Origin of the sequence: Flavobacterium sp. TR2, from assembly GCF_025252405.1 — a bacterium.
GTDB lineage: Bacteria > Bacteroidota > Bacteroidia > Flavobacteriales > Flavobacteriaceae > Flavobacterium.
Map to the genome: position 1 here is coordinate 3,405,415 of NZ_CP104307.1, position 26,301 is coordinate 3,431,715.

The 26,301-nt window shown below is 37.2% G+C and carries 27 protein-coding genes; 11 read left to right on the top strand and 16 right to left on the bottom strand.

Annotated features, from left to right (window positions below; translation table 11 throughout):
* Positions 1 to 8 precede the first annotated feature (8 nt).
* From N4T20_RS14905 to N4T20_RS14920, 4 genes are all read left to right on the top strand, one after another.
* Positions 9 to 1,541 (top strand): DUF1254 domain-containing protein, encoded by a 1,533-nt coding sequence (locus N4T20_RS14905; RefSeq protein WP_260669927.1) that lies wholly within the window; start codon positions 9 to 11, stop codon positions 1,539 to 1,541.
* Positions 1,542 to 1,621: 80 nt separating this feature from the next.
* Positions 1,622 to 3,181 carry a DUF1254 domain-containing protein gene (locus N4T20_RS14910; protein ID WP_260669928.1) on the top strand — a complete coding sequence of 520 codons (1,560 nt, stop codon included), beginning with the start codon at positions 1,622 to 1,624 and terminating at the stop codon, positions 3,179 to 3,181.
* A gap of 37 nt (positions 3,182 to 3,218) precedes the next feature.
* Entirely contained in the window at positions 3,219 to 4,028 is an 810-nt protein-coding gene (locus tag N4T20_RS14915; protein WP_260669929.1) for a hypothetical protein, read from the top strand.
* A gap of 167 nt (positions 4,029 to 4,195) precedes the next feature.
* The gene (locus N4T20_RS14920) at positions 4,196 to 4,561 is read left to right on the top strand and encodes an AraC family transcriptional regulator (RefSeq protein ID WP_260669930.1); all 366 of its coding nucleotides are present in this window, start codon (positions 4,196 to 4,198) and stop codon (positions 4,559 to 4,561) included.
* 576 nt (positions 4,562 to 5,137) lie between these two features.
* Here N4T20_RS14920 and N4T20_RS14925 read toward each other — a convergent pair.
* From N4T20_RS14925 to N4T20_RS14940, 4 genes are all read right to left on the bottom strand, one after another.
* The gene (locus N4T20_RS14925; protein WP_260669931.1) at positions 5,138 to 5,542 is read right to left on the bottom strand and encodes a cupin domain-containing protein; all 405 of its coding nucleotides are present in this window, start codon (positions 5,540 to 5,542) and stop codon (positions 5,138 to 5,140) included.
* A gap of 102 nt (positions 5,543 to 5,644) precedes the next feature.
* Entirely contained in the window at positions 5,645 to 6,217 is a 573-nt protein-coding gene (locus N4T20_RS14930) for a sugar O-acetyltransferase (RefSeq protein WP_260669932.1), read from the bottom strand.
* A gap of 10 nt (positions 6,218 to 6,227) precedes the next feature.
* Complete coding sequence (locus N4T20_RS14935; protein ID WP_260669933.1) at positions 6,228 to 7,280, bottom strand: alpha/beta hydrolase; 1,053 nt, start codon at positions 7,278 to 7,280, stop codon at positions 6,228 to 6,230.
* 88 nt (positions 7,281 to 7,368) lie between these two features.
* Positions 7,369 to 8,247: a helix-turn-helix domain-containing protein gene (locus N4T20_RS14940; protein ID WP_260669934.1), complete on the bottom strand. Its 879-nt coding sequence runs from the start codon at positions 8,245 to 8,247 to the stop codon at positions 7,369 to 7,371.
* Positions 8,248 to 8,981: 734 nt separating this feature from the next.
* Here N4T20_RS14940 and N4T20_RS14945 point away from each other — a divergent pair.
* The 3 genes from N4T20_RS14945 to N4T20_RS14955 are packed head-to-tail and all read left to right on the top strand — an operon-like array spanning position 8,982 to position 11,090.
* Entirely contained in the window at positions 8,982 to 9,641 is a 660-nt protein-coding gene (locus N4T20_RS14945) for a BON domain-containing protein (RefSeq protein WP_260669935.1), read from the top strand.
* Positions 9,642 to 9,665: 24 nt separating this feature from the next.
* Complete coding sequence (locus N4T20_RS14950; protein WP_260669936.1) at positions 9,666 to 10,337, top strand: BON domain-containing protein; 672 nt, start codon at positions 9,666 to 9,668, stop codon at positions 10,335 to 10,337.
* Positions 10,338 to 10,394: 57 nt separating this feature from the next.
* Entirely contained in the window at positions 10,395 to 11,090 is a 696-nt protein-coding gene (locus N4T20_RS14955; RefSeq protein ID WP_260669937.1) for a TIGR00730 family Rossman fold protein, read from the top strand.
* 52 nt (positions 11,091 to 11,142) lie between these two features.
* Here N4T20_RS14955 and N4T20_RS14960 read toward each other — a convergent pair whose 3' ends face one another.
* Entirely contained in the window at positions 11,143 to 11,781 is a 639-nt protein-coding gene (locus N4T20_RS14960) for a hypothetical protein (RefSeq protein WP_260669938.1), read from the bottom strand.
* A 250-nt stretch (positions 11,782 to 12,031) separates the two neighbouring features.
* Between N4T20_RS14960 and N4T20_RS14965 the strand changes: the two genes are divergently transcribed.
* Entirely contained in the window at positions 12,032 to 12,472 is a 441-nt protein-coding gene (locus tag N4T20_RS14965; protein WP_260669939.1) for a hypothetical protein, read from the top strand.
* A gap of 92 nt (positions 12,473 to 12,564) precedes the next feature.
* Here the strand turns inward: N4T20_RS14965 and N4T20_RS14970 are convergent, their stop codons facing one another.
* The 5 genes from N4T20_RS14970 to N4T20_RS14990 all read right to left on the bottom strand — a co-directional run bounded on the left by N4T20_RS14970 (position 12,565) and on the right by N4T20_RS14990 (position 15,579).
* Entirely contained in the window at positions 12,565 to 13,398 is an 834-nt protein-coding gene (locus N4T20_RS14970; protein ID WP_260669940.1) for a universal stress protein, read from the bottom strand.
* A gap of 52 nt (positions 13,399 to 13,450) precedes the next feature.
* Positions 13,451 to 13,942 (bottom strand): hypothetical protein, encoded by a 492-nt coding sequence (locus tag N4T20_RS14975; protein WP_260669941.1) that lies wholly within the window; start codon positions 13,940 to 13,942, stop codon positions 13,451 to 13,453.
* A 48-nt stretch (positions 13,943 to 13,990) separates the two neighbouring features.
* Positions 13,991 to 14,152: a hypothetical protein gene (locus N4T20_RS14980; protein ID WP_260669942.1), complete on the bottom strand. Its 162-nt coding sequence runs from the start codon at positions 14,150 to 14,152 to the stop codon at positions 13,991 to 13,993.
* Positions 14,153 to 14,346: 194 nt separating this feature from the next.
* Positions 14,347 to 15,015 (bottom strand): BON domain-containing protein, encoded by a 669-nt coding sequence (locus N4T20_RS14985; RefSeq protein ID WP_260669943.1) that lies wholly within the window; start codon positions 15,013 to 15,015, stop codon positions 14,347 to 14,349.
* Between the two features lie 51 nt (positions 15,016 to 15,066).
* Positions 15,067 to 15,579, bottom strand: a complete 513-nt coding sequence (locus N4T20_RS14990) for a hypothetical protein (RefSeq protein ID WP_260669944.1) — start codon at positions 15,577 to 15,579, stop codon at positions 15,067 to 15,069.
* 290 nt (positions 15,580 to 15,869) lie between these two features.
* Here N4T20_RS14990 and N4T20_RS14995 point away from each other — a divergent pair, with 290 nt between their 5' ends.
* Both N4T20_RS14995 and N4T20_RS15000 read left to right on the top strand, forming a co-directional pair.
* On the top strand, positions 15,870 to 16,307 hold the full coding sequence (locus N4T20_RS14995; protein WP_260669945.1) for an OsmC family protein: 438 nt from the start codon (positions 15,870 to 15,872) through the stop codon (positions 16,305 to 16,307).
* An 84-nt stretch (positions 16,308 to 16,391) separates the two neighbouring features.
* The gene (locus N4T20_RS15000) at positions 16,392 to 18,890 is read left to right on the top strand and encodes a cation-translocating P-type ATPase (RefSeq protein WP_260669946.1); all 2,499 of its coding nucleotides are present in this window, start codon (positions 16,392 to 16,394) and stop codon (positions 18,888 to 18,890) included.
* On the opposite strand, the gene N4T20_RS15005 is transcribed toward N4T20_RS15000, so the two are convergent.
* The 6 genes from N4T20_RS15005 to N4T20_RS15030 form a co-directional block, all read right to left on the bottom strand.
* On the bottom strand, positions 18,887 to 20,242 hold the full coding sequence (locus N4T20_RS15005) for an MBL fold metallo-hydrolase (protein WP_260669947.1): 1,356 nt from the start codon (positions 20,240 to 20,242) through the stop codon (positions 18,887 to 18,889). The genes N4T20_RS15000 and N4T20_RS15005 overlap by 4 nt on opposite strands.
* A 1-nt stretch (position 20,243) precedes the next feature.
* Positions 20,244 to 21,074, bottom strand: coding sequence for an ATP cone domain-containing protein (locus tag N4T20_RS15010; RefSeq protein ID WP_260669948.1), 831 nt, complete (start codon positions 21,072 to 21,074; stop codon positions 20,244 to 20,246).
* Between the two features lie 71 nt (positions 21,075 to 21,145).
* Positions 21,146 to 21,598, bottom strand: a complete 453-nt coding sequence (locus N4T20_RS15015; RefSeq protein ID WP_260669949.1) for an Hsp20/alpha crystallin family protein — start codon at positions 21,596 to 21,598, stop codon at positions 21,146 to 21,148.
* A 117-nt stretch (positions 21,599 to 21,715) separates the two neighbouring features.
* Positions 21,716 to 22,765 (bottom strand): response regulator, encoded by a 1,050-nt coding sequence (locus tag N4T20_RS15020; RefSeq protein ID WP_260669950.1) that lies wholly within the window; start codon positions 22,763 to 22,765, stop codon positions 21,716 to 21,718.
* Complete coding sequence (locus N4T20_RS15025; RefSeq protein ID WP_260669951.1) at positions 22,762 to 23,949, bottom strand: PAS domain-containing sensor histidine kinase; 1,188 nt, start codon at positions 23,947 to 23,949, stop codon at positions 22,762 to 22,764. The genes N4T20_RS15020 and N4T20_RS15025 overlap by 4 nt, the downstream gene beginning before the upstream one ends.
* A gap of 258 nt (positions 23,950 to 24,207) precedes the next feature.
* Positions 24,208 to 25,197: a PEP/pyruvate-binding domain-containing protein gene (locus tag N4T20_RS15030; protein WP_260669952.1), complete on the bottom strand. Its 990-nt coding sequence runs from the start codon at positions 25,195 to 25,197 to the stop codon at positions 24,208 to 24,210.
* A gap of 240 nt (positions 25,198 to 25,437) precedes the next feature.
* Here N4T20_RS15030 and dinD point away from each other — a divergent pair, with 240 nt between their 5' ends.
* Complete coding sequence (gene dinD, locus N4T20_RS15035; protein WP_260669953.1) at positions 25,438 to 26,292, top strand: DNA damage-inducible protein D; 855 nt, start codon at positions 25,438 to 25,440, stop codon at positions 26,290 to 26,292.
* The last annotated feature ends 9 nt before the right edge of the window (positions 26,293 to 26,301 follow it).

Below are 26,301 nucleotides of genomic sequence, written 5' to 3' on the forward strand. Positions count from 1 at the left end.
ACCATATCATGACAAAGAAACTATTACAAATAGCCCTGCTATTTTTGCTAGCAGTTGGAGTAACGACTTCATGCAAAAAAAAATCCGATGAGGAAATCGTTAAAACAGAGGAAGCAGCAACAGTTGCAGCCGCTTTAGAAATAAAAAATACAGAAGCAGGCAGTGATTTTTCTCTAGTACTTCCAAAAAAGGAGAAAATGAGCGTAGAATACGCACAAAAACTAGGAGAGTTTGCCTACGTTTGGGCATGGCCAATGATAAATATGCTAAACAGACGCACAGCCATAACCCAAGCGCCTAAGCCAGCTTATTTAAATGGCGTCTTGCCAGTAGCTCCTCAGGGACAATTGGCGATGCTTAACGATTATATTACTCCAGATGAAACGTTTGTTACCTGTCCCAATCAGGATGTGGTTTATGGTCTTGGATTTTTTGATTTAGATTCACAGCCTGTAGTCGTTCAAGTTCCAGATTTTGGAGACCGTTTTTGGGTTTATGCAATGTACGATCATAGAACAAATCAGTTTGGGCAATTGGGAAAACCTTATGACACCAAACCGGGATTTTATCTTTTAACCGGACCTAATTGGAAAGGCGAAGCACCAAAAGGAATTACAGATGTTGTGAAATGTCCAACAACATTAGCAAATATTATCCCTAGAGTATTCCAAAATGACTCAAAAGAAGACAAACAAGCCATTCAGGCTACCATAAATCAGATTGTTGCTTATCCTGTTGCTGAATTTGATGGTAAAATGAAAACTGTTATATATAAAAATCTGCCATCTATAAAAGGTCCAGCTTCTGATGGTAAAGAAACAAAATGGGTTGTTCCTGAAAAGTTTTTTGATGAAAATGAATTAGGTAAAGTGCTGGAAATTTTGCCTCCGCTTAAAGGGGAAGAAGAATTATATGCACAGCTTAAAGAATTATTGGCGGCAGCAAAATCAGATCCGGCAATAAAAGAAGCACTTGTTAAAACAGCTCAAAAAACAGAAGAAAGTATCATTCATAGTTTCTTTCTTTGGAAAAATAATGGAGTAGCAGCAGGAAACGGGTGGAATCGTTCGTATTATAGTGCAGACTGGGAAGGTTCAGGAAGTTATGATTACTACAACAGAGCTGCAACTGCTAAATCAAACATGTTTGATAACAGACCAAATGAGACACAGTATTACTACACAGATAATGCTTCAGATAAATCGCAGTTAGATGGCAAAAATAATTATACGGTAACGTTCGCAAAAGGAGAAGAACCGCCTGTACAGGGATTTTGGTCACTGACTTTGTACAATGAGCATCATTTATTCTCTAAAAACAAAATAAACCGATATTCATTAGGTACAAAAAATAAAGGTCTTAAAAAGAACGCAGATGGTTCTTTAACGATTTACGTAAGCTCAGTATCTCCTGGAGCTGATAAAGAAAGCAATTGGCTTCCATCACCTAACGGAACATTTTCTTTGTACATCCGCGCGTATTGGGGAAAAGAAGGAGTTACCAAAGGCACATGGACGCCACCAGTTATTACAAAGATTTAAGTTTTAAGGTTTCTTAATATTCTGTTTAGGATTATTAATGATTTATCATGAGTTTTTTAAGAACAAAACAAAACTACGTTATGAAAAATAAAATTGTAATAGCAGTATTATTGATTGCACTATTTGTAGCCTGCAAACAAAATAAAACTACAGAAACGCAAACAGTTTCATCAAATGGAAGTTCGAAGTTTGATGAATTGGCCAATATGTCTTTTGAAGAAAACCGTCCAACAGAAGAACAGGCAAAAACTTTGGCAGATGAATTATTATTTCAACGCGCTTGCCAAACGTATCTTTGGGCTTTGCCTTTAATCAATACAATTAGTATGAAAGAAGGTTCAGAAAAAACCTTTGGTGCAGGCTATAATGTTTTGCCAATATGGAAAAAACGATTGGATGCTAATACATTAGTAACAACACCAAACTCTGATGTTATTTATGCAATGAGTTATGTTGATCTGGGTAAAGATGGACCAATCGTTTTTGAAGCACCACCAATGTTGCAAGGAATTTTACTGGATTTTTGGCAACGTCCAATTCCGGTAGATGGAGGCAAATATTTCGGAGATCTTGGCTTTTTTGGTCCAGATGCGGGTAAAGGAGGTAAATTTTTGATATTGCCACCAAATTACAAAGGAACCGTACCTTCAGGTTATTTTGTGTATCGTTCGCAAACTAATAATCTATTTATTTTCCTTCGTTCTTTTTATGAATTGCCTACCGAATTGACACCTGCAGTTTCTTTGGTAGAGAAATCTAAAATTTATCCTTTGGGTAAAGAAAGCAGTGCATTGCCAATGAAATTTCCGGATGCTTCGGGTGTAAAGGCAAATATGCTTCCTGCTCGTGATTTTTCAGCATTCGAACAATTAAAACATCTTGTTGATACAGAAGATTCTGCAAACCTTGGTTCAGCAGACTGGCTAGGAATGTTGGCTTCATTGGGTATAATAAAAGGACAGCCTTTTAATCCTGACCAGCATACTAAGGATATTCTGGATAAAGCAGCCAAAGCCGCTTATAGAATGAGTCGTGTAGTAGGTATGAGCAACAAAGTCAGTGGACGTTCGTTTTTAATGTATCCTGATCGCCAATGGGTAAATCCAATGACTGGCGCTACTCGCGATAATATTTCTGGGCCTTTTACGAAAGAGTTGGACTGGAAACGTAAAGAAGGAGGATATATGGATCTTGATACACGTATATGGTTCTTTACGGATTATTATTCTTGGAGTCCTGGAATGGCATCGCAAACACCGGGTAAAGGTGCTAAATATGTGGTAGGTTTCCGCGATAAAGAAGGCAAATACCTTAATCCTTCTACAACATACAAAGTAACACTTCCTGCAAATGTTCCGGCTGCTAATTTCTGGTCGCTAACACTTTACGAAGCAGAAAATGCTTCTGGTTATGCTAATGGTCAGCCTTTCCCATCACTTGGTTCAAAAGATAAACCGGTACAAAATGCAGACGGCTCTACTGATTTATACGTTGGTCCAAAAGCACCGGAAGGCAAAACTAAAAATTGGCTAAAAACGGTTCCGGGTAAAGGCTATTTCGCTATTCTACGTTTATATGGCCCAACCGAAAAAGCACTGGATAACTCGTGGGTGCCGGGCGATTTTGAAAAATTTGAATAGTTTGGTTAAACCTACATGACTAATAAAATGATAAGCAATGAATTTAAAATCATATATTTTAATCTTTTTATTTAGTTTCTTTTGGCTTCCGGTTTTCAGTCAAGAGAATGAACCAGAAAAAACTTCTATCGAAGAAATGAGCAAAAAAAGGCAAGATCCCGTAAGTGGTTTGCGAAGTGTTTTTCTGCAGGAGGTTTTATTGCCCGTTGCAGATGGCACAGCGAGTTCATTCTCGATACAACCCGTTTATCCTTTTAAATTGGGAAGTAATCTAAAATTGATAACGTATACCATTATTCCTTTTCAAAGTGTACCGCCTTTAACTCCTGGCGGTACACATGAAGGAGGAATGGGAAATATATTGTTTAACGGTTATTTTTCAAGCATTCAGAAAAAAGGAAAATTTAGTTGGGGAATAGGGCCAGCAATGCAAATTCCTACCCGAACAAATCCAGCTTTGGGAAGCAACCAATTGAGCATTGGGCCAACTGCTTTATTGTATCTAGCAGGAGATAAATTTTCAGGCGGAATTGTAGCGCAAAACTATTGGTCGCTCGGAGGTGATGAAGCAAATAAAGTAAATTCAGGAAGTATTCAATATATCGCTTATTATAACTTTTCTAAAGGATGGTTTATTGAAAGCAATGCTACGGTTGAAGTCAACTGGCTGGCATCAGACAATGATAAATGGCTGGTTCCCATTGGCGGAGGCCCAGGAAAAACATTCCAAATAGGACAAAAAAGCAAACTTTTTTATTCTGCAGGCGCTCAAGCTTTTTATAATGTAGTGAGACCAGATTTAATCGGAAATTGGCAGGCTATTTTACAATTTCAAGTCATTTTTTGATAGCACGATAAGAATTTGAAATTGGATTGAAAATTAGGATTGTGCAATAGAATTCAGGAAAATAATAATAGGGCTTCAATAAGTCAGAACTGTGTGACATCCAAAAAATAATATATAGCAACTGGCAGTCGGTATGGTCCGCTTGTTGGATAATTGCGCTTTAGGCTATGAAAAACAGTAAAACATTAGATGGAGTATCTTTGGATGCCGTAAATAAAGCTGTAATTTTAAAGAAACTTTTTTTGCAGGCCGGCTTTTCACTCGACCAGCTGTCTTTGGAAACGGGAATTCATCGCAACGCGCTTTCATATTTAATTAATTCGCAAGCTGGGTATAATTTTAATGATTACATAAATTTGATGCGAATAAGATATTTCAAAGAAAAAGTACTTACATCCGAATGGAATGGCTTTACAGTCAAAATGATGACGGAAGCTTCAGGATTTACCTGCAGGACTACAAGTTACAGGTCATTTAAGCGGCATTTAGGGCTGGGGCCCGAGGAATACTTAAAAACAATAAGAACAGAGTAGGAATAACCAATTTTTAGTTGTAGATGAGCAGCAATTAAAACAAGAAATAAACCAATTTTTAACTTCAGTTGAACGACAATATTTAATATCAAAAAATTACGATAAACCAAAAGAGAAAAAAATCCTATATCCTTAGCGGGATTTTGAACCATCGTTCAGCTTCGATTAAATCTCCGATAGCGCCACTTTAAGACTGTTTATTTCAAACAGACTAAGAATTTCTTGTGAAAAATCGAACCGTAAATGTTAGGCTGTAAAGGCTTGAAAAATCTATACATTAGAGCGTAAAAAAGAGACAACTAATTGCTAGTTGTCTCCTTAAGTGATCGACAGGACAAATTTCAACATCATTTTTGGATGATTTGAAGAAATTGGCGTACTATATGTAATGTCTGTCTTCCATTGGCTTTGTAAATTTGGTTTAGATGTCCTGTTGGGGATTGATGTAAAAAAACATAAAAAACTAAAAAAGTTTATGGCAATAAACTAATATACAATTTTACAAATAATATGGAGGATTTGAAAAGATTTTTATACTTAAGGTAGAGTTGTCTTTCTTTGGCTCTAAGAATTAAATTATTCCCTGGTTGCTGAATCGTATTCTTCATCAGTAACTGGGCTAAGCCAAGTGACTTGAGTATCTTCCTTAAAATTAGTGATTGCAACATGAACCATTTTGGTCTCTGCGCTCGCGCCATGCCAATGTTCTACATTTTCGGGAATATTCACAACGTCACCTTTTTGAATTATTTGAGCAGGTTTGTCCTTTTCTTGATAAAGTCCTTGGCCTTCAATGACCAATAAAACCTGACCTTTTGGATGCGTATGCCAGTTTGTTCTCGCGCCAGGCTCGAAAGTTACGCTGCCTGCTGAGAATTCATTGTTTGCATCTCTTGCAATTAAGGGCTTTAAAAAAGCATTGCCTGTAAACCAATCTTTAGGAAGCGGTTCTCCTTTTGGAAATATTTCTGTTGAATTCATAATATTTTTTTAGAATTACATGCAGTTAAAATTACTGTGAATATAATGATTAATTTTTTCATTTATTTCCTCTTTTTACTATAACTTGCTGATTTTGTTTGGTTAAAGGGTTTTGATAGTCTTTGCCGGTATCCCGCCAACGATGGTATTATCAGAAACATCTTTTGTAACGACTGCACCAGAAGCTACAATAGAATTTTCTCCAATTGTAACACCTGGAAGAATAGTTGCATTTGCTCCAATCCATACATTTTTTTTGATGTGCACAAGACCGGGTACAAGTGAATGTCTATTTTCAGGTTCTGAAGGATGTGCTTCTGATAGCAGACTTACGTTTGGCGCTATTAAAACATTGTCTTCAATAATGATTCCTCCCAAATCCAAAAGGGTACAATTGAAATTGATAAAAACGTTTTTTCCTATTTTGATGTTTTTTCCGTAATTAATGTAAGAAGGCGTAAATACAGAGGTGCTTTCGTCAATAATACTTCCTGTAATCTCACTTAATAGAGCTCTGATTTCAGAAGGATCACTAGAGTTGTTCATCTTCACCAGCAACTGTTTTGTTGCATAAGAAGATTCTTGAAGGCGTTGAGCTTGTGGATCCTTTGGCGTTATTGTTTCGCCTTTTAGAAGCCTCTCAAAAATATCTTCTGTAATTTCGTTTGAATTCATGAATAAAAAATTATTTTAAATTATCTAGAAAGAAAGACTGTAGTTTTTCAAACGGAATTTTATCCAATCGGTCATACAAATCAACGTGTACGGCATTTGGTATAATCATTAATTCTTTAGGTTCGGCTGCTGCCTTAAAAATATCCTCGCTAAAATATCTCGAATGTGCATTTTCTCCCGCGATAATCAATATAGGTCTTGGGCTGATTTCTTTAATGTAAGATAGAATGGGCATATTCATCAAAGAAAATCCATTTGTCACAGTCCAAGCTCCATTTGAATTAATTGAACGTGTATGAAACCCTCTAGGCGTTTTATAATAGTCAAAATAGCCTTTAATAAATTCAGGCTCATCACCATTTAGCTTGTCTGGGTTTGGACATTGTCCGTATGCTGGTTTTCCATTTTCAGCATCTGTCCAACGTTGCTGGCTTATTTTTTCCAAAGTTTTAGTGCGTTCTTCTAAGGTAACCTTGTCATAATATCCTTTTGATGCTGCGCGCGGTATATCATACATGCTTGTTGTAACAACAGCTTTTATACGTTTATCGACAGTTGCTGCATTTAAAGCAAAACCTCCAAATCCGCAGATGCCTATAATTCCGATTTTTTCTCTATTAATGTTTTTTTGAAGACCTAAAAAGTCAACTGCAGCACTAAAATCTTCCGTATTGATATCAGATGATGCTAAATTACGAGGTTCGCCACTGCTTTCTCCCGTATAAGACGGATCAAAAGCCAATGCAGCAAATCCGCGTTCCGCCATTTGATTGGCGTATAAACCTGATGATTGTTCTTTAACTGCCCCAAAAGGACCGCTAATTGCTATTGCAGCAAGCAATGCTTTGTCTGAGTTTTTTGGAAGATAAAGATCACCTGAAAGAGTAATGCCGTAACGATTCTTAAAAGTTACTTTTTGTCGGATTACTTTATCGCTTAATTTAAATGTATAATGTTCTTCTGTCGTATTCATTTTCTTTTTATTTTGAATTGATTCTTTGTTTTGTGAAAAAGCTTGTCCGATAACTAAAAGAGACATAGCCGCTAATGCTGTTATTTTCATCTGTTTAAAGTGTTTTAGATTACAGCTGCAAAATTAAAACGGCACCATCAGGCGCCGTTAAAGAATATCAAACCAAAAATTAAGAATATCAAACCTCGATTTTTCTATGTGACTTTGGATTAGTTCCTGTATGTTTTTTAAAAAAGTTGTTAAAATAGGTTGGGTACTCAAATCCGAGTGCATATGCAATTTCTGCAATATTCCAGTCTGTATGCTGCAAGAGTGCTTTTGCTTCTGTCGCAATTCTTTCTGTTATGTGTGATGTGGTTGATTTGCCAGTGATTTCTTTAACCGCTCGGTTTAAATAGTTCACATGAATGTTTAAGTTTTGTGCATAATCTTTCGCTGTTGTCATACGAAGCGGGCTGTCAGCACTTTCTATAGGAAATTGTCTTTCTAAGAGCTCAAGAAATACAGAAGCAATTCTTGATGTCCCGCTTCTGCTTTCATTATTATTTTCGGAAGGTTGCAATTTCAAAGATTCATGGATGATTAAATGTATGTAACTGCGTATGAGTTCATCTTTATAGGTATAATCGCTTTTTTGTTCTTCAATCATTTTTTGAAAAAGAGTATTAAGAAACAATCTCTGTTCTTCTGAAATGCGAAGAACAGGTGTTCCTCCAATTTTAAAAAAAGGCGATTGATGAAGACTTTCGGAACGTTCGGACTGTTTTAAAAATTCCTCAGAAAATAAAATCGTGTAACCAGTGTATGTTGTAGAAATTGTTTCCCATGAATAGGGTATATGCGGATTGCCGAAAAACAATATAGTTCCCTGCTGATCAAAGCTTTTATCAGCATAATGAATTTTACTGTGCCCCGTAGTCAGACATATTTTAAAGAAATCTTTTCTGCTGTAAATACGGGTCGCATTACTGTCATCTTCTATTTGAAAAGCTTTGAAACCTTTTAGCTTAAGCTCATTGTTAAACTCAGAAACACTGCGAACTGTTTTTTCTTCCATGATGCAAAGTTAATAAAATCAAATCTAATTAATAGAAATGTGGTATCAACGAAGTGGGAATTATATCCGTTCCTAATATTTGGAAAATTCCTTGCAGTTATGAAATGAGAAATTAATTTGTGTTAGAAGTAATAGCAAGAAGTATAAAAAAATGGCGCCAATTCTCTTCAATTGGCGCCATTTGGCTTTGTGACCTCGACAGGACAAATTACAACATCTTTTTTGGATGATTTGAAGAGATTGGCTTACTATATTTAGTGAATGTCTTTGATTGGCTTTGTGAATTTGGTTTAGATGTCCTGTTGGGGAATGATGCAAAAAAAATATAAAAAGCTTAATCGTTTATTCCATTAAAGTAATATATAATTCTACAAATATTTTGGAGTATATGAAAAGAATGTTATAGTTAGTGTTCAATTGTCTTTATTTGGCTATATGAATTACTTCATGCGATTTAGGTTTTTCGCACAAATGTAATGCCTTTGACACTTATAATTCGTTGCTGTAATATTTAGAATAAAACTTAGAATTTCCAAAAAAATTAAAGAACCGTGTTAACTTTTTGCGGTAAAAAAAATTACTAGTTCCAATAATGATTCAGGTCATTTTTGAGATTGATGTACATCATTTTTTCCCCCCTATTCTTTAATCAATTTTGTTTTATCACAAACAGGAGGTTTGCTGTAGAGGTTTGATCTGCAGCACTGAATTAATTTTTTAAACTAAAAAGCGCCATGAAAAAGAATAATGACATTTTAAGAAAAGAAGTAAAAGAAGCCCTAAAATGGGAGCCTATTTTACATAGTACTGAAATTGATGTGCATGTCAACGAAGGTGCAGTTGATCTGGGAGGGACTGTAGATACCTATGCTCAGAAAAAGGAAGCGGAACATGTTGTTAAAAAAATTCCAGGGGTTAGGGATGTGGTTAATAATGTAAAAGTTGATTTGTTTACATCAGATATTAGAAGTGACAAGGAAATAACAGATTTAGTCATTAAAACCCTGAAGGAAAACTGGGCAGTCCCAAACCATAGATTGACAATTACGGTCAAAGACGGCTGGGTTACTCTTAAAGGAATACTGCATTGGAATTTCCAAAGAAAGGCAGCTGATGAAGCAATCCGCTATCTTAATGGAGTGAGGGGCGTTATTGATGAGATCAAAATAGAAGCTGAGATCAAAAATGAAATTGAGAAAGAAATTGTTGAAAAGGCGCTGCGGCACAGCTGGCTCTTAGATGTCGATAATATCAAAGTCAGAGTAGATGGGAAAACAATCTTTTTGAGCGGAAATGTCGATTCGCTTTTCGAAAAAGAAGAAGCAGAGAGAATTGCCTGGAATACGCCCGGTGTCTGCTTTGTGGATAATGAGCTTTTGGTGGAGTTTAACTGAAATGGATAATCAAAATATAAAGTTATGAAAAACAATGAAGCATTACAGCAGGAAATACAGGAAGCAATGAAGTTCGAACCAATGCTTCATGCCGCCGAAATTGGTGTCGCTGTCAAAGAAGGCATTGTTACCCTTAACGGGACTGTAGATAACCTGATAAAGAAAACCGAGGCATTGCATGCTGCAAAAAAAATCAAAGGAGTGGCAGCAATTGTAGATGAAATTGAAGTGAAGCTTGACAATTCTCTGGTTGTTTCCGATCAGGATATTGCAGCAAAAATTGTAAAAAAGCTGAAAGAAAATCTAGTTGTCCCGCAAAATACAATTAGCCTTACCGTCGAGAACGGAAATGTAACAGCAGAAGGAATTGTGCCTTGGAACTTTCAAAGAGAGACTGCTCTGGATATTATTAGAAACCAAGCAGGAGTAAGAGATGTTACAAATAATATAAAATTAAAAAGGGAGCTTTATGATCAGGCTGAGAAGGAGATACTGGAAAAAGCGCTTCGCAGACATTGGGCTTTTGATATGGATGAAATAGACATTCAGGTTGCTGGAGCAACCGTTCAGCTTTCAGGTACGGTGGGTTCCATTTTTCAAAAGGAAGAAGCTGAAAGGATTGCTTATAAGACTCCTGGAGTAATAAAAGTTGTAAATCATTTGAAAGTAAATTTGGAACAGCCTTATTTATGTTAGAATCGAAAAGACTTTAACAAGACAGCCAAATAATCTTCATAATTTAAATTAAAGATTATGATCAATCAAAAAGAAAAGGCGGAAATTAAGTTTTTGGAAGGCCCACAGTCAAGATTAACGGAGCTGAAATTTATTGTTTCAACTTTGCTGGAACTGGTAAGATGTTTTAGCAAGCTTCGTTCAATTGGCCCCTGCATCACTTTTTTCGGATCGGCACGTTTTAGAGAAGGCCATCCTTACTACGAATTTGCCAGAGAGGCGGCTGGCGAGTATGCCAAACTTGGATTTACCATTATGACCGGCGGCGGTCCGGGTTTAATGGAAGCCGCAAATCGTGGAGCCAGAGAAGCTGGCGGAAAATCCGTTGGATGCAACATTAAGCTTCCCATTGATCAGAGCCCAAATTCTTACCTTGATAAATGGGTAGAGGCAAAGCATTTTTTTGTACGCAAGATACTTTTGGTCAAGTATTCCTTTGCCTTTATTGTAATGCCGGGAGGTATTGGGACTCTAGATGAATTTTTTGAATCCTTGACACTAATTCAGACAGGCAAAATCAGAAATTTTCCCATCATCATATTCAATACCCAATACCATAAGCAGCTAGTTGAGCACATCAATTCATTGAAAGAAAAGGGAACTATAAATGAAGCTGACTTAAAGCTTTTTATTGTAACGGACGATATTGAGCAGGCAAGACTTTTTATTATTGAAGATAGCATCAAGCGCTACGGACTTAAACCAAAATTTTAGGTTAATAGCCAGGAATGTTTCAGTACGTTATAACTTCGGCATATTAGAAAAATTATTTCTTCAGATTTTTGATCACTTTTTTTGCAAACATATCCTGTATTATCAGTCTCCCATATTGATGCGCAAGACTTGAAATACTTAAAGGATTAAAGGATTCTGTACGAACAGAATAGACCAGGTTTTGATCAGGCACACTATATAAATTGCTTTCCCAAAAATATGAGGTATCATTTATATAATAGCCTTCGTCATAAATTTTACTATAAATAGCTGCATAGTATGGATAAAAACGGTTGTAACTGTATTGATCTGCAATGCCATACATAGTGGCAGGGACATGATATTTTTCTTTGTCACGGCTAAGCAGGACAATAGTCAACACCGCATCTGCACCAGCCTGCTGCAGTTTTTTTAAGATCAGTTTTTCATCCGTGATATTAGAAGCGCTTAAATCAAAAAGATCAGTAGAGCACATGGCATTATACCCCAGATTGCATAAATCATCGGCTAAATGATTTTCCATTTTTTTCTGCAGCTCATAATCCGATTCTTTTGCCAAAGCAGCCACTATAATTTTTTCTTTTTCAAGGTTTACCTTCTTTGGTGATACATAAGAGCTAGTGATCCTGCTGCTTGAACACTGAATCAATATAAGGGAGGAAAATGCAATAATGTATGGAGCTGCTTTCATAAGAATGAATATTAAAATACAAAGTAAAGTTATTGATATCCCAAAAAATGAAATATGACCCAGATCATTTTTAAGCATCCATTTCTTTTAATCTGCTTGAAGTTAAAAAGGCTTTTTGATATTGGTTATCAGCCTGCAGCAGCATATCGCATTACCAGCTGTTGTTTAGTCCTCAATGGATCTAGAACAACGTTTTGGGAAAAATAATAAATGATTAAAAAATAAATCCAACATTTTAAATCAATAAAGTATGAAAACAAAATTGAGCATAATGGGATTGATAGCAGCACTGATGTATTGCTGTCAGGAAAAAATAGATATAAATTCTGCCGAAGATGAAATCAGTGAGGATTCGATTCAGACAGCGAGTATTGAACAGCAGACCCTTAGAAAATGGTTTTCCTTCAATAGAGAAGCTGACAGTTTAATTTCAGCGGCAGAAACAGCTATTGAATTTGAGACTGATCACCATGAGATGATCGGGAAGACTAAAAATAATGTTTTAATTGCTAGCTACCATCTGGGAGAATTCAAGAAGAAAGTTAAGTATATAAAAGAGTATGCGGCCAATACGGATCATTTTGACAAAGGCGTACACCATACATTAGACTCTTTAAGGGTTGATTATCTCAATGAAAAAATAAAACTCGAAGCAGCTCTGTGCGAATTTAATACTTATGAAGTGCCGTAAAATTTGATAACGGCCAGCCTTAACCAATTAAAATTTAGGAATAACTAATTCCCAAAAAGAAGCAGGCCATCAATACTAATGGTCTGCTTTTTTTATTCTTTTCTGTAAACAAGCATTGGCGTCCTGGTATCAAATCCTTTTTCGGCTGTTTTAACAGATTGCAGGAGCTGTTCAAACCAAGTGCGGTCTTCTTTTGCAAACATAACGACGATAGAAGGTTTGGTGCTTATGATATCAATTTGAAGATTCCTGAATAAAGATTTTTCTGGAGAAAGTTTTTTAAAATTAAAACTGATTTTATCGTTCTGAAATTTGTGCTCAATGTCATGCAGTTTATTTTTGATCTCCTGTTCATTGGTAAAATAATCATAGTGATAGACAGAGATTTCGGCGTCAAATAATGCTCCAAACTTCTTAACCAGATGAATTTCATGAGAAAAATTCTCCACATCCGAAGGGTAGAGGATCGATTTTAAAGGTTTGACGCGGTAATGTCGGGGCACTACAAAAATTGGAACCGGCGATTCACTTAAAATTCTTGATGCATGGCTGCCCAGCAGTTTATTGATTAATCCGCCCCCACGGGTGCCAATACATATGTAATCTGCTTTAACCTTCACGGCGCATTCTATTATTGCGGTGCTGATATCAAGTCTGTTTTCGACGATAAAGTTTATTTTTTCCGGAATTTTTCCGGTTTGTCTATATAGCGTGTTTACAAATTTCACAAGTTCTTTTTGCTGTATTTTAGTGTCGGCCGCAGGTATATCAACAAATGTTGCCCCAGCAAACGGATCTATTATATAGGCGGAATCCACATGGTAAAAAAACAGTTCGCAAGGAGTCTGAGACGCAAGCTGTATGGCAAAACGCAAGGCTGTCTTTGAATTAATGGATAAGTCTGTTGTCACAAGTATTTTTTTCATGGCTATAAAATTTAAGATAAAAAAAGTAAGTGAGTTGGCAAAAGACAGGTAATTAGTCAACTGTGTTTTGCGAATGAAATTTCATTTCGTTTACATAGATTTCATTTTTTTTCCATTCTTTGGTGTTGATAGCTGCTGTATCTATATCGGTAATCCAGTCAAAGGCAGGAAATAATCTAGTGCGGTTTACGATCCGTTTTTTGTATCCAAAAGAAAAACGATCGCCTCTCATTTGGAATTCTATAGTTTTTCTGGGAGCGTTTATGTTCTGATACAGAATGTTTTGTGTTTTCCAATCTCCGCTCCATGTCAGGAATGCGTTAATAAAACATAACACTCCGACAATAAATACAGTGGAAAATATTGATATTGAAGTTTTTAGCTTACCCAAAAAACGACCTATTATAAAAACCAAAGAAAGAGCAGAGGCATAAAAAATAATAAAATGCACAATTGAATTATTGATGTATAGTTCAGTATAGCGGTTTAATAGTATCAAAGCGCTCGTACTTAAGAAAATAATATAAATTATGGCTTTTTTCATGTATTTAATATTTTAATTTGTAATAAGCGGCTCTGCTAATTAATTTTGTTATAAATCATGAACTTCTGATTCCTCTTCGTAAGGATATAAGGGCCTGTTTAAATCTTCTTCGTACTTTTTTTTGTCTTTTGCGTTTTGGATGAACACAAAAATCAGGACTGCTAATACTATCAATACTGAGAAGGTTAAAATAATCCAGCTTGGTTCCATGTCATTAGAATTTTAAATTTTATTATTTCTCAGATATGATTCAATCCAATATTGCAGGTGTCAAAATTTGCAGAGCCGAAAAAAAACTACTTCTGATTGAGATTACGTTTTTATCGATTTTCTTTTGGATCAGATTTTTCAGAATTGTTTTGCGGTACTTTAACTGTTATAATTACAATAAGATTTTTCTCTGACTAGATAACAGTTGCATATTTTTGCTCCACAACTAGCTGGTTGTCAACTGACCAGACACCAGGTGTTTTCCAAGCAGTCTTTTCGGCGAGGTCTTTCTGATACAATGACGAAACGGCACCTGTTAAAATAACTTTTGTGCCATCTACACGAACCAGGATTTCTTGGGAATGAAGTGTCCAGTTGCTTTTTAAAGCCCTTTCAACATCTTTTTTCTCAATTTGATCCTGTATTTCAGATTTGATTTTGATCTGATTATTAATTCCTTTGACTCCCGGCAGATAGGCAATTGCTTTTTCGGCTGCTTCTTTTTGATAGTTCCAAGTGAGATGTCCTTCAAGAGTAATCCATCCGTCTTCTACTTTTACCTTTAATTTTTCGTTTGGAACTGACCAGCAGTCGATTAAGGCTTTAATCACATCATTAGCGATATCGGTGTCCGATTTCTGGCTGTTGGAATATCTTACATTAATTTCTTCAACAATTGCTTTCACGCCATCTACATTTTTAGCGGCATTTTCCGCTTCGATTTTCTTGAAATAAGCATCAACCGTTCCCATAAGCGTTACAATGCCATCTTTTGCTGTTACCCCAATTTCCGCAGCATGAAGCTGCGGTTCCCATTTGATGGCATTCTGCACATCTCTCTGCAATTCTTCATTTGTTTTCATTTTATTCCTATTTACTTTAGTTAATTAATAAAGTTCCTTGATCTGTTGTAATCAATTTTCCAGCAGTACCTGATTTTCTTTCTCAGAAAGAGAATTCTCTTTAGGAATATGCACATGGAGAACTGACTGCATTTTTTCAATGTTAGCGGCAGATTCTTCTGCGCAAAGCATAAACTTATGAGCTCTGATTTCTGTTTTGTATTCAATGGTCTTGTCTTTTGAAAACGAGATGATAATCAGTGGAATCGCGGCCGAAATTAATACAGCGATACAGGCATAGATTATTGGCATTTTTACCATAGGCAGGCTTGCTCCCAGATTAAAGAAGAACAATGTGCCAAATATGACTGAAGTCAGTCCGACTGCAAACAGCCCTATGGAGCTCCATTTTTCCATTTGGTCATAAATACTGTAGTATCCCATGACATTCTGCTCGGTATAGCAGTCTGTTCCAATCAGTGATAATTTTGTAATATCGTATCCGTGTTTTTTAAGCTTTATAATGGCATCCTCAGCCTGCTGCTGGGTTTGAAAATGCGCTACAAACAATTTATGATTTTTCATGGCCCTGTAATTTGATGATTAATTTTTTGATTCGGAAGATAAAATTTCGAGCTTTTTTCAATTAGTTTCATCTGGTAAAATTGCTTTAAAACTTAAAAAAAAGAAATGACATTAATCATTATTAAAAATGATCTTGGTCAGGTTGAATTATTAGGAGAATTGTTGTAATGTGATGATTGTCATGTAGTTTTTGCTGGATTATAGCTAATTTAGTAGCATGATTATATTCTGTGAAACAATCTAATCTATTAAAGTATAGTTGAATTAATTTAATCATCTTAAAAGCTGCTATGGAAACTTCAGAGGAATATCAAGTAGATCTTTACTGGAAAGAGGATCAAAATGCAGAGGTGAGTTCAATGCTTTTCAGCGATAAAATTGAGACAGCAGAACGATGGTGCCTCAGTCATTCTAAAAATGGCAAATGGACGGCAGAGCATCTTTTCATTGCTTCTATTTTAAGTTCATACATGACAGCATATTTAAGAACTGCTAAAAATAAAGGGATTGATTATAAAGGTTTCAAAAGCACCGGCCGAGCATCTTTTACGATTTCAGACGAGGTTTCCGAAATAACAGATGTCCTGATAAGGCCGACGGTCGAAATCATTAAAAGCAGCCAAATCAATAAAGCATTAAAAATTTTCTCATTGTGCAGAGAGCACAGTCTGGTGCTGAAAGCTTTAAAGATCAGGATACATATATTCCCTTCTGTTGTTTTGGGATAGGACCAGGTATGCCACATTGCATGGCTATAAAGACAGCGCGCAGATCTTTTTAAGTATTTGCTTTAATCTTAATTAATAATTTTTATGGATTTGAAAGAGAAGGAATTGACAGGGTTAAGTCTTGAAGAAGTTGCTGAGAGCAGAAAAAGGCATGGTCTGAACAAACTTGATTATAAGAAACAGAACAAAGTTTATTTGTTTTTAAAAAGTATTTTTTCAGAACCGATGATTATTTTACTGCTTGTGGCCTCTGGAATCTATTACACCAATCAGCAGTATAGTGATGCCATCTTCCTTTCGGTTTCCATCTTGCTTATTGCAGGAATATCGATTTATCAGGATAAAAGAAGCCGAAATGCCTTAAGAAAACTTCAAGAATTTACACAACCGTCATATAAGGTTGTTCGTCAGGGAGAGCAGCAAAGGATACCTGTACAGGATATTGTTCTTGGGGATTTAATTATTATTGAAGAAGGAAGTTTAGTTCCGGCTGACGGTACTATAATGCGTTCAAATGATTTTTCTGTCGACGAATCTATATTAACGGGCGAATCTCTGGCTGTTTTCAAGAACTCGCAAACAGATGACAATAAAGTATTTTCAGGAACCATAGTGGTAAGCGGACTGGCATTTGTAAAAGTAACAAATATTGGTCTCCAGACCAGATTAGGCCGAATAGGATCAAGCATTGAAACTATAAAAGAGGAAAAAACGCCTCTTGAAGCGCAGATTGGCAGTTTTGTAAAAAAGATGGTTCTTGTGGGAGCCATTGTATTTATTTTGGTATGGATACTTAATTATTCAAAAATAGGCAGTCTAGAAAAAAGCTTATTGATGTCGCTTACTTTGGCGATGAGCATACTACCTGAGGAAATTCCGGTAGCTTTTACAGCTTTTATGGCGTTGGGAGCACAAAGAATGATGAAAAAAGGCATAGTGGTTAAACAAATGAAGACCGTTGAAACCCTCGGAAGTGCGACAGTTATCTGTACAGACAAAACAGGGACAATCACCCAGAATAAAATGGAGCTTGCAAAGCTGTATCTCCCCTCTGGGGCAGAGATAACAGCGGAGGCTTTTTCAGAAACAGAAGCTTCGCGCAGCCTCATAAGAAATGCAATGTGGGCAAGCGAGCCCATTGCATTTGACCCGATGGAGGCCGCACTTCATAATGCATATAAAAAAAGCACGGATCAAGATTGGCGGGCGGATTTTAAAATGGTCCATGAATATCCTTTGTCGGGCACTCCGCCAATGATGACCCATGTTTTTGAAAATAATTCAGGCACCAGGATCATTGCGGCTAAAGGTGCGCCTGAAGGGATTTTGGGAGTCTGTAGCCTTTCATCACAGGAATACAAAAGAATTGTTGCAGCGCTTGATAAACTGACACTAAAAGGCTACAGAGTGCTTGGTGTCGCCAAGGGCGATCTGCAGGGATCTGATTATCCGGCAAATCAGCAGGAAATTTCATTTGCCTTCAAAGGCCTGATTGCTTTTTACGATCCTCCAAAAGATAATATTCGAGAAGTGCTTAAATCCTTTTATGATGCAGGCATTTCAGTCAAAATCATTACCGGGGACAATGCTGGAACGACAGCATCAATTGCGAAGCAAATCGAATTTAGGGGTTATGAAAAATCCATTACCGGTAAAGAACTTATGGAAATGAGCGATTCAGAGCTTCAAAGCAACGTTATGGATATTAATGTTTTCAGCCGGATGTTTCCAGATGCCAAATTACGTATTGTCAACGCTTTGAAAGCAAACGGACAGATTGTTGCAATGACCGGAGATGGCGTTAATGATGGACCGTCGCTCAAAGCGGCTCATATTGGGATTGCAATGGGGAAAAAAGGCACAGCCATAGCAAAAGAAGCTGCTTCCCTTATACTTGCTGAAGACGACCTTTCAAAAATGACAGAAGCTGTAGCAATGGGACGAAAAATTTATGTCAATCTAAAAAAAGCGATACGTTATATCATATCGATACATATCCCTATTATAATGATTGTTTTTGTTCCGCTTGCTCTGGGATGGATCTATCCCAATATCTTAAATCCTATACACGTCATTCTGCTTGAACTCGTAATGGGGCCCACCTGTTCCATTTTATATGAAAACGAACCTGCTGAGGATAACATTATGCTAGAAAAGCCACGCTCGCCAAGAACAACTTTTTTTAAAGGCAAAGAGATTATAGGCAGTCTTATTCAGGGAATGATGATAACTGTGGGCGTACTGTTGATCTATCAATTGTCTGTAAAAATGAGTTTAGGTGAAAAATGTACCAGAAGCATGGTTTTTCTGGTTTTAATTACAGCCAATATCCTGCTCACCCTTGTCAACAGATCTTTTCAGCATTCATTATTTACCACACTGAAGTATAAAAATCCGCTGGTGCCCGTTATAAGTGGCATAACAATATTGCTTGTCGTCCTGCTATTTACAATACCATTTTTGCGCTCTCTTTTTGATTTTGAAGTCATTTCATTTTTTCATGCTGGACTCTGCTTTGCTGTTGGAGCCTTGTCTGTTTTATGGTTTGAGGGAGTGAAGTATTTTAAAAACAGATTCAGTTAAATTTCTACTTCAGTCCCCATTAAAGCAACCCTGCATTTATATCCATATTGTTCTTTAATTTTAATGCGCAGTTCATCTGCAGGCTGGTTTTCGCCATGAACCAAATAAATGCACTTGGGAGGACTTCTTAGATCTGACAGCCAGTTTACAAGACCTTTTTGGTCTGCATGAGCCGATAAGCCTTCTATCTGTACGATTTTGGCTTTGACTGAATAATAATTTCCATATATTTTGATTTCATCAGCTCCATCGAGAAGCTTTCTTCCACGAGTGCCTTCGGCCTGATAACCAACAATTATAACAGTGTTTTTCCCGATGCCTAGATAATGTTCAAAGTAGGACAATACACGCCCGCCTGTAGCCATACCGCTTGCCGCTAAGACAACTTTTGGCGATGGATCTTCAATAATACGCATGGTCTGTTCAAATTCAGAAATTATCCTGAACATACCGCACATCTGATGGCAGTCGTCAGCAGACAGCTTGTGCCATTTCAGGTTTTCTAAAAAAATATTCAATACACTTGCGCCCATGGGAGTATCAAGTATATAGGGTACATTTGGAATACGCCCTTCTTTTTTAAGTTCCCATAGCAGATACATAATAGACTGGGCTCTTTCTACTGCAAATCCAGGGATGATGACGGTTCCGTTGTCTTTTATGGTCTCATTGATGTATTTTTCCAGTTCTGTCTTTGGGTCGATAGCTGGATGAATACGATTGCCATAGGTACTTTCCAAAAGGAGATAATCACCTTGAACGGGCTTTTGCGGGGCATACATCAAAACATCATCATCGCGGCCAATATCGCCGGAGAAGACCAATGTCTTGCCTTCCAATTTTACGCTTATGCTGCAGGCGCCTATTATATGTCCGGCATTGGAAAAAACAGCATCTATTTCATTGGTTATAACTATGGATTTATTGGGATGGACGACTTTAAAGAGCGGAAAAACTGACGCTGCCTGCTGCAAGGTGTAGAGCGGTTCTGCGGGATTATGTTTTGAATAATGCTCCCTGTTGGCCCTTTCAGCTTCTTCCTGCTGTATTTTGGCGCTGTCCAGAAGTACAAGCTCTGTAACTGCCTTAGTGGGAGCGGTGCAATAGATTTTTCCTTTAAATCCTTGATCAACAAGCCTCGGTAGCCAGCCGCAATGATCCAGATGGCCATGGGTGAGCAACACGATGTCGATAGTAGAAGCAGGAACGGGCAGAGGCTCCCAATTGAGTTTACGAAGCGCTTTGAGGCCCTGAAAAAGACCGCAGTCAACCAAAATTCGTGTACCATTACTTTCTATGAGGGTTTTTGAACCTGTCACGGTTCCTGCACCTCCTATAAATTTTATTTTCATTTTATATAAATTTACAAATTTGTGAAGCCTCTTTTAATACATTTCTAATTCGGTTTTCGCTCAGTCCGATTTTTGAAAGACTCTTTGAATCATTTAAAACATCCTTGACCAACAGCTGGTTCAGAATCAGCAGTTTTTCTTTTTCAACCAGTGAAAGGGTTGTCAGGCAGGTTATCGGATAAAGCATTCCTTTGTCAATTTTGTTTTTAATTCCGTTGTCTTTGGGAAAGTCCCAGCTCAAAAGACAGATGCCCGAGCATAGTGCAAAAGTTTCGGCATCTTTTGTAAAACGGTTATTGGTTACCAACAGGCAGGAGGTAAAAGTTTCCCTGCCCGAGAAGATAGTATGCTGAAGTGCTTTAAGATCATTGAAACGTGAGAGAATATACATGGGAACCTTCACATCGGAGGCACTCTCCCTGCTGCTGTGGAATTTGCATTCAGCCATCCAGACCGTATTGTTTTTTTTAAGTGCAATGTCCACCTCATGCGATACGCATTTGCCCTGAAGGGTCAGGTTTGTTTTGGCGTCATAGCCTTCTGCCTGATATAATCTGGAAATGAATTTTTCAAAGAAAAAGCCATCGGGGCCAAGAAGCTGGAGGGCATGACGAAGGTTGTAGCGTGCCGCATGGCCGCTTGAGGCTTTTTTTAAGATTGCAAAAGCCAGTTTGTATATTTCATTTGTACTGACGCCCTCATACAGCTGATTTTCGATACTCTGTAAAGTCTGTTCTATAAGTTCTGGGCTGGCGCCGGATTTTTGAAGCGAACGCTTTAATTTTTGTTTGTCGAATGGAACAACATGTCCTGAGTGTTTTATAACTTTCATAACAGGCGGTTTGGTTCTCAATGGGCTTGATGCAAAAATCGGGATGGTATGTGGATCATCCCGATTCAGAGTCAGTTAATTGCAATTTGCTGCACCGGTTTTTCGGGACTGCTTTTCTTTTTAGGAAGGGTCAGTTTTAGGACCCCGTTATTATATTTAGCATCGATTTTATCTTCTGCTATATTTTCAGGCAGTACAAAAGAGCGGCTGAAAGAGGTAAAGGAAAATTCTTTTTTTCTGAAATTTTTATCTTCCTGTTCAGATTCCTCTTCTTTCTGGGCACTGATGTTCAAAACGCCATTTTTTATTTCGGCCTTAAAGTCTTTGCTTGCAAGACCCGGCGCAGCAATCTCAATTTCAAAATCAGCATTGTTCTCGATGATGTTTGCCTGAGGGATCGATGACCCATTTTGATTTGCAAAGGCAAAAAAAGATGGAATATCAAGAAAACGATCGGTAAAAAAATCTTCAAAAATGCCCAGACCATTGCTGTTTTTCTTCTTTGTTGGAACAAGTGTTGTCATGGTGTAAAAAAATTTAAGTTAAACATTCTGAAATGAATTACTCAAAAATACAAAGTATTGGCAGTCTGAAGAATGAGGAAAATCACTGCATTAAATGATCCCGATCATAATTGAAACTCAGTTTTTGATTTTGCTGAGTTTTTCCAGATTAAGAATACGGATTGTGCCTGAAGTTTTTTCAATTAATCCCTCTTCCTTAAAATCACTTAAAGTTCGGCTTACCGTTTCAGGAGAGGTCCCTGAGAAAGCGGCCAGATCATCTCGGCTGAATTTGATTGTAGAGCCATCATTACCGTGCTGCTGCAATAATTGGACTATCGCTTGCGCAATTCTTTTTCTGACCGACATATAGGCAATCTGCAGCAGGCGGGATTCCTTGTCCTTCATATCATTGGAAAGGATCTTGATAAATTTAGTGCCTACATCCGGATAGAGAAACAGCAGCTTGTCGAGCTGTTCAATAGGAAGAAAGCTGAGTTCTGTTTCCTCCAGGGTGATTGTAGTGTCCTTATACGTATCATTTGAAAATAATACACTGATGTCCAGATAATCATTTTCTTTATAAATGCCAGTAATAAGCTCACGTCCTTCTTCTGTAAGCTTCACCGTTTTAACTTTTCCGCTTATGATGTAATATATGCCTGTAACACGATCACCTTCATAATGTATATACTGGTTTTTTTTATACTTTCTGGAACTCCTTTCAAGCATAATTTCCTTAAGTTTAGAGAGTCCGTCTTCTTTTGAAATTATTGCATCGAGGTTCTCAGGGGTCTGTCCGAAAAATAGCTGGTATGCCTCTTTCTTTTTGAGCCGGGCTTCTATTGCTTTGAGAAGTTCCAGATCGTCGAAGGGTTTGGTAAGGTAGTCGTCAACGCCAAATTCCATACCTTTTCGAAGGTCGGCCCTTTCTGCTTTAGCGGTTAAAAAGATGATAGGAATTGCTAATGTCTGTGGATTTTTATGCAGAATGTGCACTACGCCGTAACCATCTAGTTCTGGCATCATGATATCACATAAGACTATATCAGGAATGGTTTTGAGGGCCAATTCAACTCCTTTTTTTCCATTTTCAGCTGAAAAAACCTCATATCCTGAAAGTTCCAGTATTTCGACAACATTTTCTCTAATATTGTCATTGTCTTCAATAATAAGCACTTTATTCATAAACGTGGCAGTTCAATGGTAAACAAGGTTCCTTTATCAATGGCACTTTTAAAAGATATTGAGCCATTCATAATTTTTACGTAACGAGAAACTATATGCAGTCCTAAACCGGTGCCGGGAATATTTCCTGTGTTGTGGGCTCTGAAAAAGGCTTCAAACAAATGTTCATGATCTTCTTGTGGTATGCCGATGCCGTTATCTTTAACATTGATGGTTATCTTATTTTTGTCAATGGTCGTCCAGATTTCAATTTCTGTTTCCTCGCCTGAATATTTTATAGCATTGGAGACCAGATTGATGATGCAGTTTTTAAGAAGGTTCTTATCGAGTTTTACAAGCGTGATTTCGTTATTAGGTCTGCTAAGTATTTTCTGTTTCTTTTTGGTAAGAAGCTTGAGTTCTCCCAATAATTCTTTAATAAAGACCTGAATATCGAAACACGAAATCTGCAATGTTATTTTATTGGCTTCTGCTTTTTCAAGAAGAAGAAAATCATCCAGTATAACAGTCAGATTGGCAACTGCACTTTTGATTTTCAGCAGATGGGCGTCAATCTTTGGGCTGTCCAGTCCTTCGGCATAGCGCTGCATCAATGAGGAGGAAAGCTGGATGGTGCTCAATGGAGTCCTAAATTCATGTGAGGCCATTGATAAAAGCCTGCTTTTTATCTGATGCAGTTCTTTTTCTTTCTCCAGAGTAGTGCTTACTTCTTCTTTGGCATTTGTTAGAGCCTCTATAGTTTCGTTCAATGTGATGGTGCGGTCCTTTACAAGCTCTTCCAGATGCTGCGTGTACTGCATCAGACGGTTTTCTGCTTCTTTCTGATGGCTTAGATCATGTATAAAACCTGCAAAAATTCTAGTGTCCTCAAATTTGACTTCACTCACTCCAAGTCGGAAAGGAAATATATTGCCGTCTTTTTTTCGTCCAAGGACATCTCTTCCATGACCAATAATATGTGGTACTCCCGAAGACTTGTAGCTTTCCAGATAAGAATCATGCTTCTCACGGTCTGGTGAAGGCATTAGAATGGAGATGTTTTTTCCGATAACATCTTCAGGTTCATATAAAAAAAGCCGGCATGCTGAAGGATTTATCGACTCCACAATACCGTTATCATTAATTGTAATGATCCCGTCGATTGCATTTTCAATTATAGCATTTAAAAGCGCCTGGTTTTTCATTTGCCATTGGAATTACACACTAACAAATATCGTCAAATGTTTTTGAAAATCAATGATGTAAGCTCTGAAAATATTAGAAAATGCTAGCTTTTTTTTGGGGAATTTTTGCGCGTTTTTTAAAGTCGATTCTCCACTGTCGGGCAAGTTTATTACGTCATCCTGAAATAGGGTAAATGTATATCTTTTATAAGGCAGTAAAAAGATGAATATTTTTCTATACAGAATAAATGAAGTAAATGCAAGGGGACAGCATGAGTACTAAATAATGTAGAGTTCACCGCTTAGGCCGTCTTTTGCCCACTCGAAATCAACGGGTCTTTGATAATAGTCTTCGATTATGACAGCCCATCTTGCCAGATACTCAATTTCTTGGTCTTCCAATACAAATCTTTCGGTACATTTTCTTGGCGTTATTTTCATTACAGTAGAGTTGATGCCAGAAGCATTTTCATTAGATACTAGGATTTTGCTTTTACTGCCAAGTTTTTTTTGCAGTATCGCTATCTTATTGTTTTTAAGAGAATTTTTAAGTACAATAAATTCATCAGGAGCAACTGTTCCTTCTGTTATAGTTTCACCTAATCCCCATGTTCCGGCAATGTGCACCATTCCAGGTAAGGCTGACTCGGATTCAAGTGTAAAACCAGTTCCAGAGCAGCCAAGATCAGAGCGCACCATTTTCTGTATTCCGACAGAAAGAAATACTTTGTTGTGATCAAAACATTTATTCTGTCTGTGTTTAATTGCCCTATCTGTATAGAGCGAGGCAAAGCAGCACTTTACGGCATATACCAATGGAACAATGCCTTTTATGTTGAGAAAGGAATCATGGAGTCCGGAAAAATTGTCTGTAAAGTTGTTTTCTGCCGAAGGACTGCTTCTTACGACCACCACAATCTCTCTTTTTTTATTATTCGACAAGCAATTGTAAGCAGTTGCTATGCTTGTTTCAAGATCCAGCGGAAATCTGCCCTCAAGGATCAGCTTACGTGCTTTAGACCCTATTTCGGTTAAATTGGAAAATTCAGCAGTTTCCAATTTGGACATAAGTTCCTGTAGCGGGCTGCGGAGCTTATTATATTCTATAAAGTACTTATATGCTTTTGCTGTAATTGCAAATCCATTCGGAATCCGTACCCCTTTAGAAGCAAGGTTATTGTACATCTCTCCCAAAGTGGCATTTTTTCGTCCAACTTTATTTATATTATAAATGCCTATTTCGTTAAATTTTAAAATCAGTTCTTCCATTTTTTTGTCGAATCAATCTGCAACTTGTGTTGGTTATAATGATCTAAAAGTATGACATTACAGCCCAGCCTAAAATGATATGGATCATAGTCCTAATTTATACGTTATGTTACGAGAATTCAGTTTTGTGATGAAGGTCATTTTTGCGTACTGGTTTATTGATGAAATTTGCTGTATGCGTTAATGCCAAGTAAGGTATTAGCCGTTTCTATTTTATTGCAGATGTTATTCTAGAGTATCATGAAAACAAAAAAAACACCAAAAAGAAGTATGTCAGTTTTTGACAAAATGCGCAGATTTGATAGAGAAGGCAACGAGTTTTGGAGTTCAAAGGAACTTGCAGTCCAGTTAGGTTATGCTGATTTTAAATTATTCTTGCCTGTTATTAAAAAAGCTGAAACAGCCTGCAGGAATGCGGGACAAAAGCAGGAGCATCATTTTAAGGAAATTGCAGTTAAAAAAACACAGAAAAATGGCGCTTTTGAATGTGAGGACATAAATCTGTCTCGATACGCATGCTATCTTGTAATACAAAATTCAAATCCTGCATTAAAGCCTGTAGCGATAGCACAGACTTATCTGGCAACGCAGACCCGATTTGCCGAAATCAGTGCATTACAAAGACAAAATAGTTTAAAAATTGTAAAGAAGAGAAGGGTTTTCCTTCGAAATGAACTCTCTAAATATAACCTTCAGCTTGCAGGAGCAGCACGCCAAGCAGGCATCATAAAACCAAAAGATTATGCATTATTTCAAAATCATGGATATAGAGGGCTTTATGGAGGGCTCGATGTAAAAGCAATTCGCGAACTAAGAGAACTTGATCCTGATGAGAATATTCTGGATCATATGGACAGCGCTGAGCTGGCAGTGAATTTATTGCGAGTAAAACAAACTGCTGAATTGCTCAATAATGATAAAGCCAATGATAATGTTGATGCTAATAGCATCCATTTTGCAGTAGGATCAAAAATACGTCGAGCAATTGAAAAGACGCGAGAAACTTTGCCAGAGAATCTTCCGGTAATAGAAAAAGTTATATTGCCAAAGGTAAAAGGAAAAGAATTGACTTCTAAAAAGAGCACTAAAAAATGAAAGTTTTTC

Coding starts and splice junctions, on each gene's coding strand:
- N4T20_RS14910 (WP_260669928.1), top strand. CDS start 1,622: ATGAAAAATAAAATTGTAATAGCAGTATTATTGATTGCACTATTTGTA.
- N4T20_RS14940 (WP_260669934.1), bottom strand. CDS start 8,247: ATGGAAGAAAAAACAGTTCGCAGTGTTTCTGAGTTTAACAATGAGCTT.
- dinD (WP_260669953.1), top strand. CDS start 25,438: ATGAAAACAAAAAAAACACCAAAAAGAAGTATGTCAGTTTTTGACAAA.
- N4T20_RS14925 (WP_260669931.1), bottom strand. CDS start 5,542: ATGAATTCAACAGAAATATTTCCAAAAGGAGAACCGCTTCCTAAAGAT.
- N4T20_RS14985 (WP_260669943.1), bottom strand. CDS start 15,015: ATGAAAACAAATGAAGAATTGCAGAGAGATGTGCAGAATGCCATCAAA.
- N4T20_RS14980 (WP_260669942.1), bottom strand. CDS start 14,152: ATGGAACCAAGCTGGATTATTTTAACCTTCTCAGTATTGATAGTATTA.
- N4T20_RS15025 (WP_260669951.1), bottom strand. CDS start 23,949: ATGAAAAACCAGGCGCTTTTAAATGCTATAATTGAAAATGCAATCGAC.
- N4T20_RS14990 (WP_260669944.1), bottom strand. CDS start 15,579: ATGAAAAATCATAAATTGTTTGTAGCGCATTTTCAAACCCAGCAGCAG.
- N4T20_RS14920 (WP_260669930.1), top strand. CDS start 4,196: ATGAAAAACAGTAAAACATTAGATGGAGTATCTTTGGATGCCGTAAAT.
- N4T20_RS14935 (WP_260669933.1), bottom strand. CDS start 7,280: ATGAAAATAACAGCATTAGCGGCTATGTCTCTTTTAGTTATCGGACAA.
- N4T20_RS14960 (WP_260669938.1), bottom strand. CDS start 11,781: ATGAAAGCAGCTCCATACATTATTGCATTTTCCTCCCTTATATTGATT.
- N4T20_RS14965 (WP_260669939.1), top strand. CDS start 12,032: ATGAAAACAAAATTGAGCATAATGGGATTGATAGCAGCACTGATGTAT.
- N4T20_RS14915 (WP_260669929.1), top strand. CDS start 3,219: ATGAATTTAAAATCATATATTTTAATCTTTTTATTTAGTTTCTTTTGG.
- N4T20_RS15020 (WP_260669950.1), bottom strand. CDS start 22,765: ATGAATAAAGTGCTTATTATTGAAGACAATGACAATATTAGAGAAAAT.
- N4T20_RS14975 (WP_260669941.1), bottom strand. CDS start 13,942: ATGAAAAAAGCCATAATTTATATTATTTTCTTAAGTACGAGCGCTTTG.
- N4T20_RS15030 (WP_260669952.1), bottom strand. CDS start 25,197: ATGGAAGAACTGATTTTAAAATTTAACGAAATAGGCATTTATAATATA.
- N4T20_RS15000 (WP_260669946.1), top strand. CDS start 16,392: ATGGATTTGAAAGAGAAGGAATTGACAGGGTTAAGTCTTGAAGAAGTT.
- N4T20_RS14905 (WP_260669927.1), top strand. CDS start 9: ATGACAAAGAAACTATTACAAATAGCCCTGCTATTTTTGCTAGCAGTT.
- N4T20_RS14970 (WP_260669940.1), bottom strand. CDS start 13,398: ATGAAAAAAATACTTGTGACAACAGACTTATCCATTAATTCAAAGACA.
- N4T20_RS15010 (WP_260669948.1), bottom strand. CDS start 21,074: ATGAAAGTTATAAAACACTCAGGACATGTTGTTCCATTCGACAAACAA.
- N4T20_RS15005 (WP_260669947.1), bottom strand. CDS start 20,242: ATGAAAATAAAATTTATAGGAGGTGCAGGAACCGTGACAGGTTCAAAA.
- N4T20_RS14995 (WP_260669945.1), top strand. CDS start 15,870: ATGGAAACTTCAGAGGAATATCAAGTAGATCTTTACTGGAAAGAGGAT.
- N4T20_RS14955 (WP_260669937.1), top strand. CDS start 10,395: ATGATCAATCAAAAAGAAAAGGCGGAAATTAAGTTTTTGGAAGGCCCA.
- N4T20_RS14945 (WP_260669935.1), top strand. CDS start 8,982: ATGAAAAAGAATAATGACATTTTAAGAAAAGAAGTAAAAGAAGCCCTA.
- N4T20_RS14930 (WP_260669932.1), bottom strand. CDS start 6,217: ATGAATTCAAACGAAATTACAGAAGATATTTTTGAGAGGCTTCTAAAA.
- N4T20_RS15015 (WP_260669949.1), bottom strand. CDS start 21,598: ATGACAACACTTGTTCCAACAAAGAAGAAAAACAGCAATGGTCTGGGC.
- N4T20_RS14950 (WP_260669936.1), top strand. CDS start 9,666: ATGAAAAACAATGAAGCATTACAGCAGGAAATACAGGAAGCAATGAAG.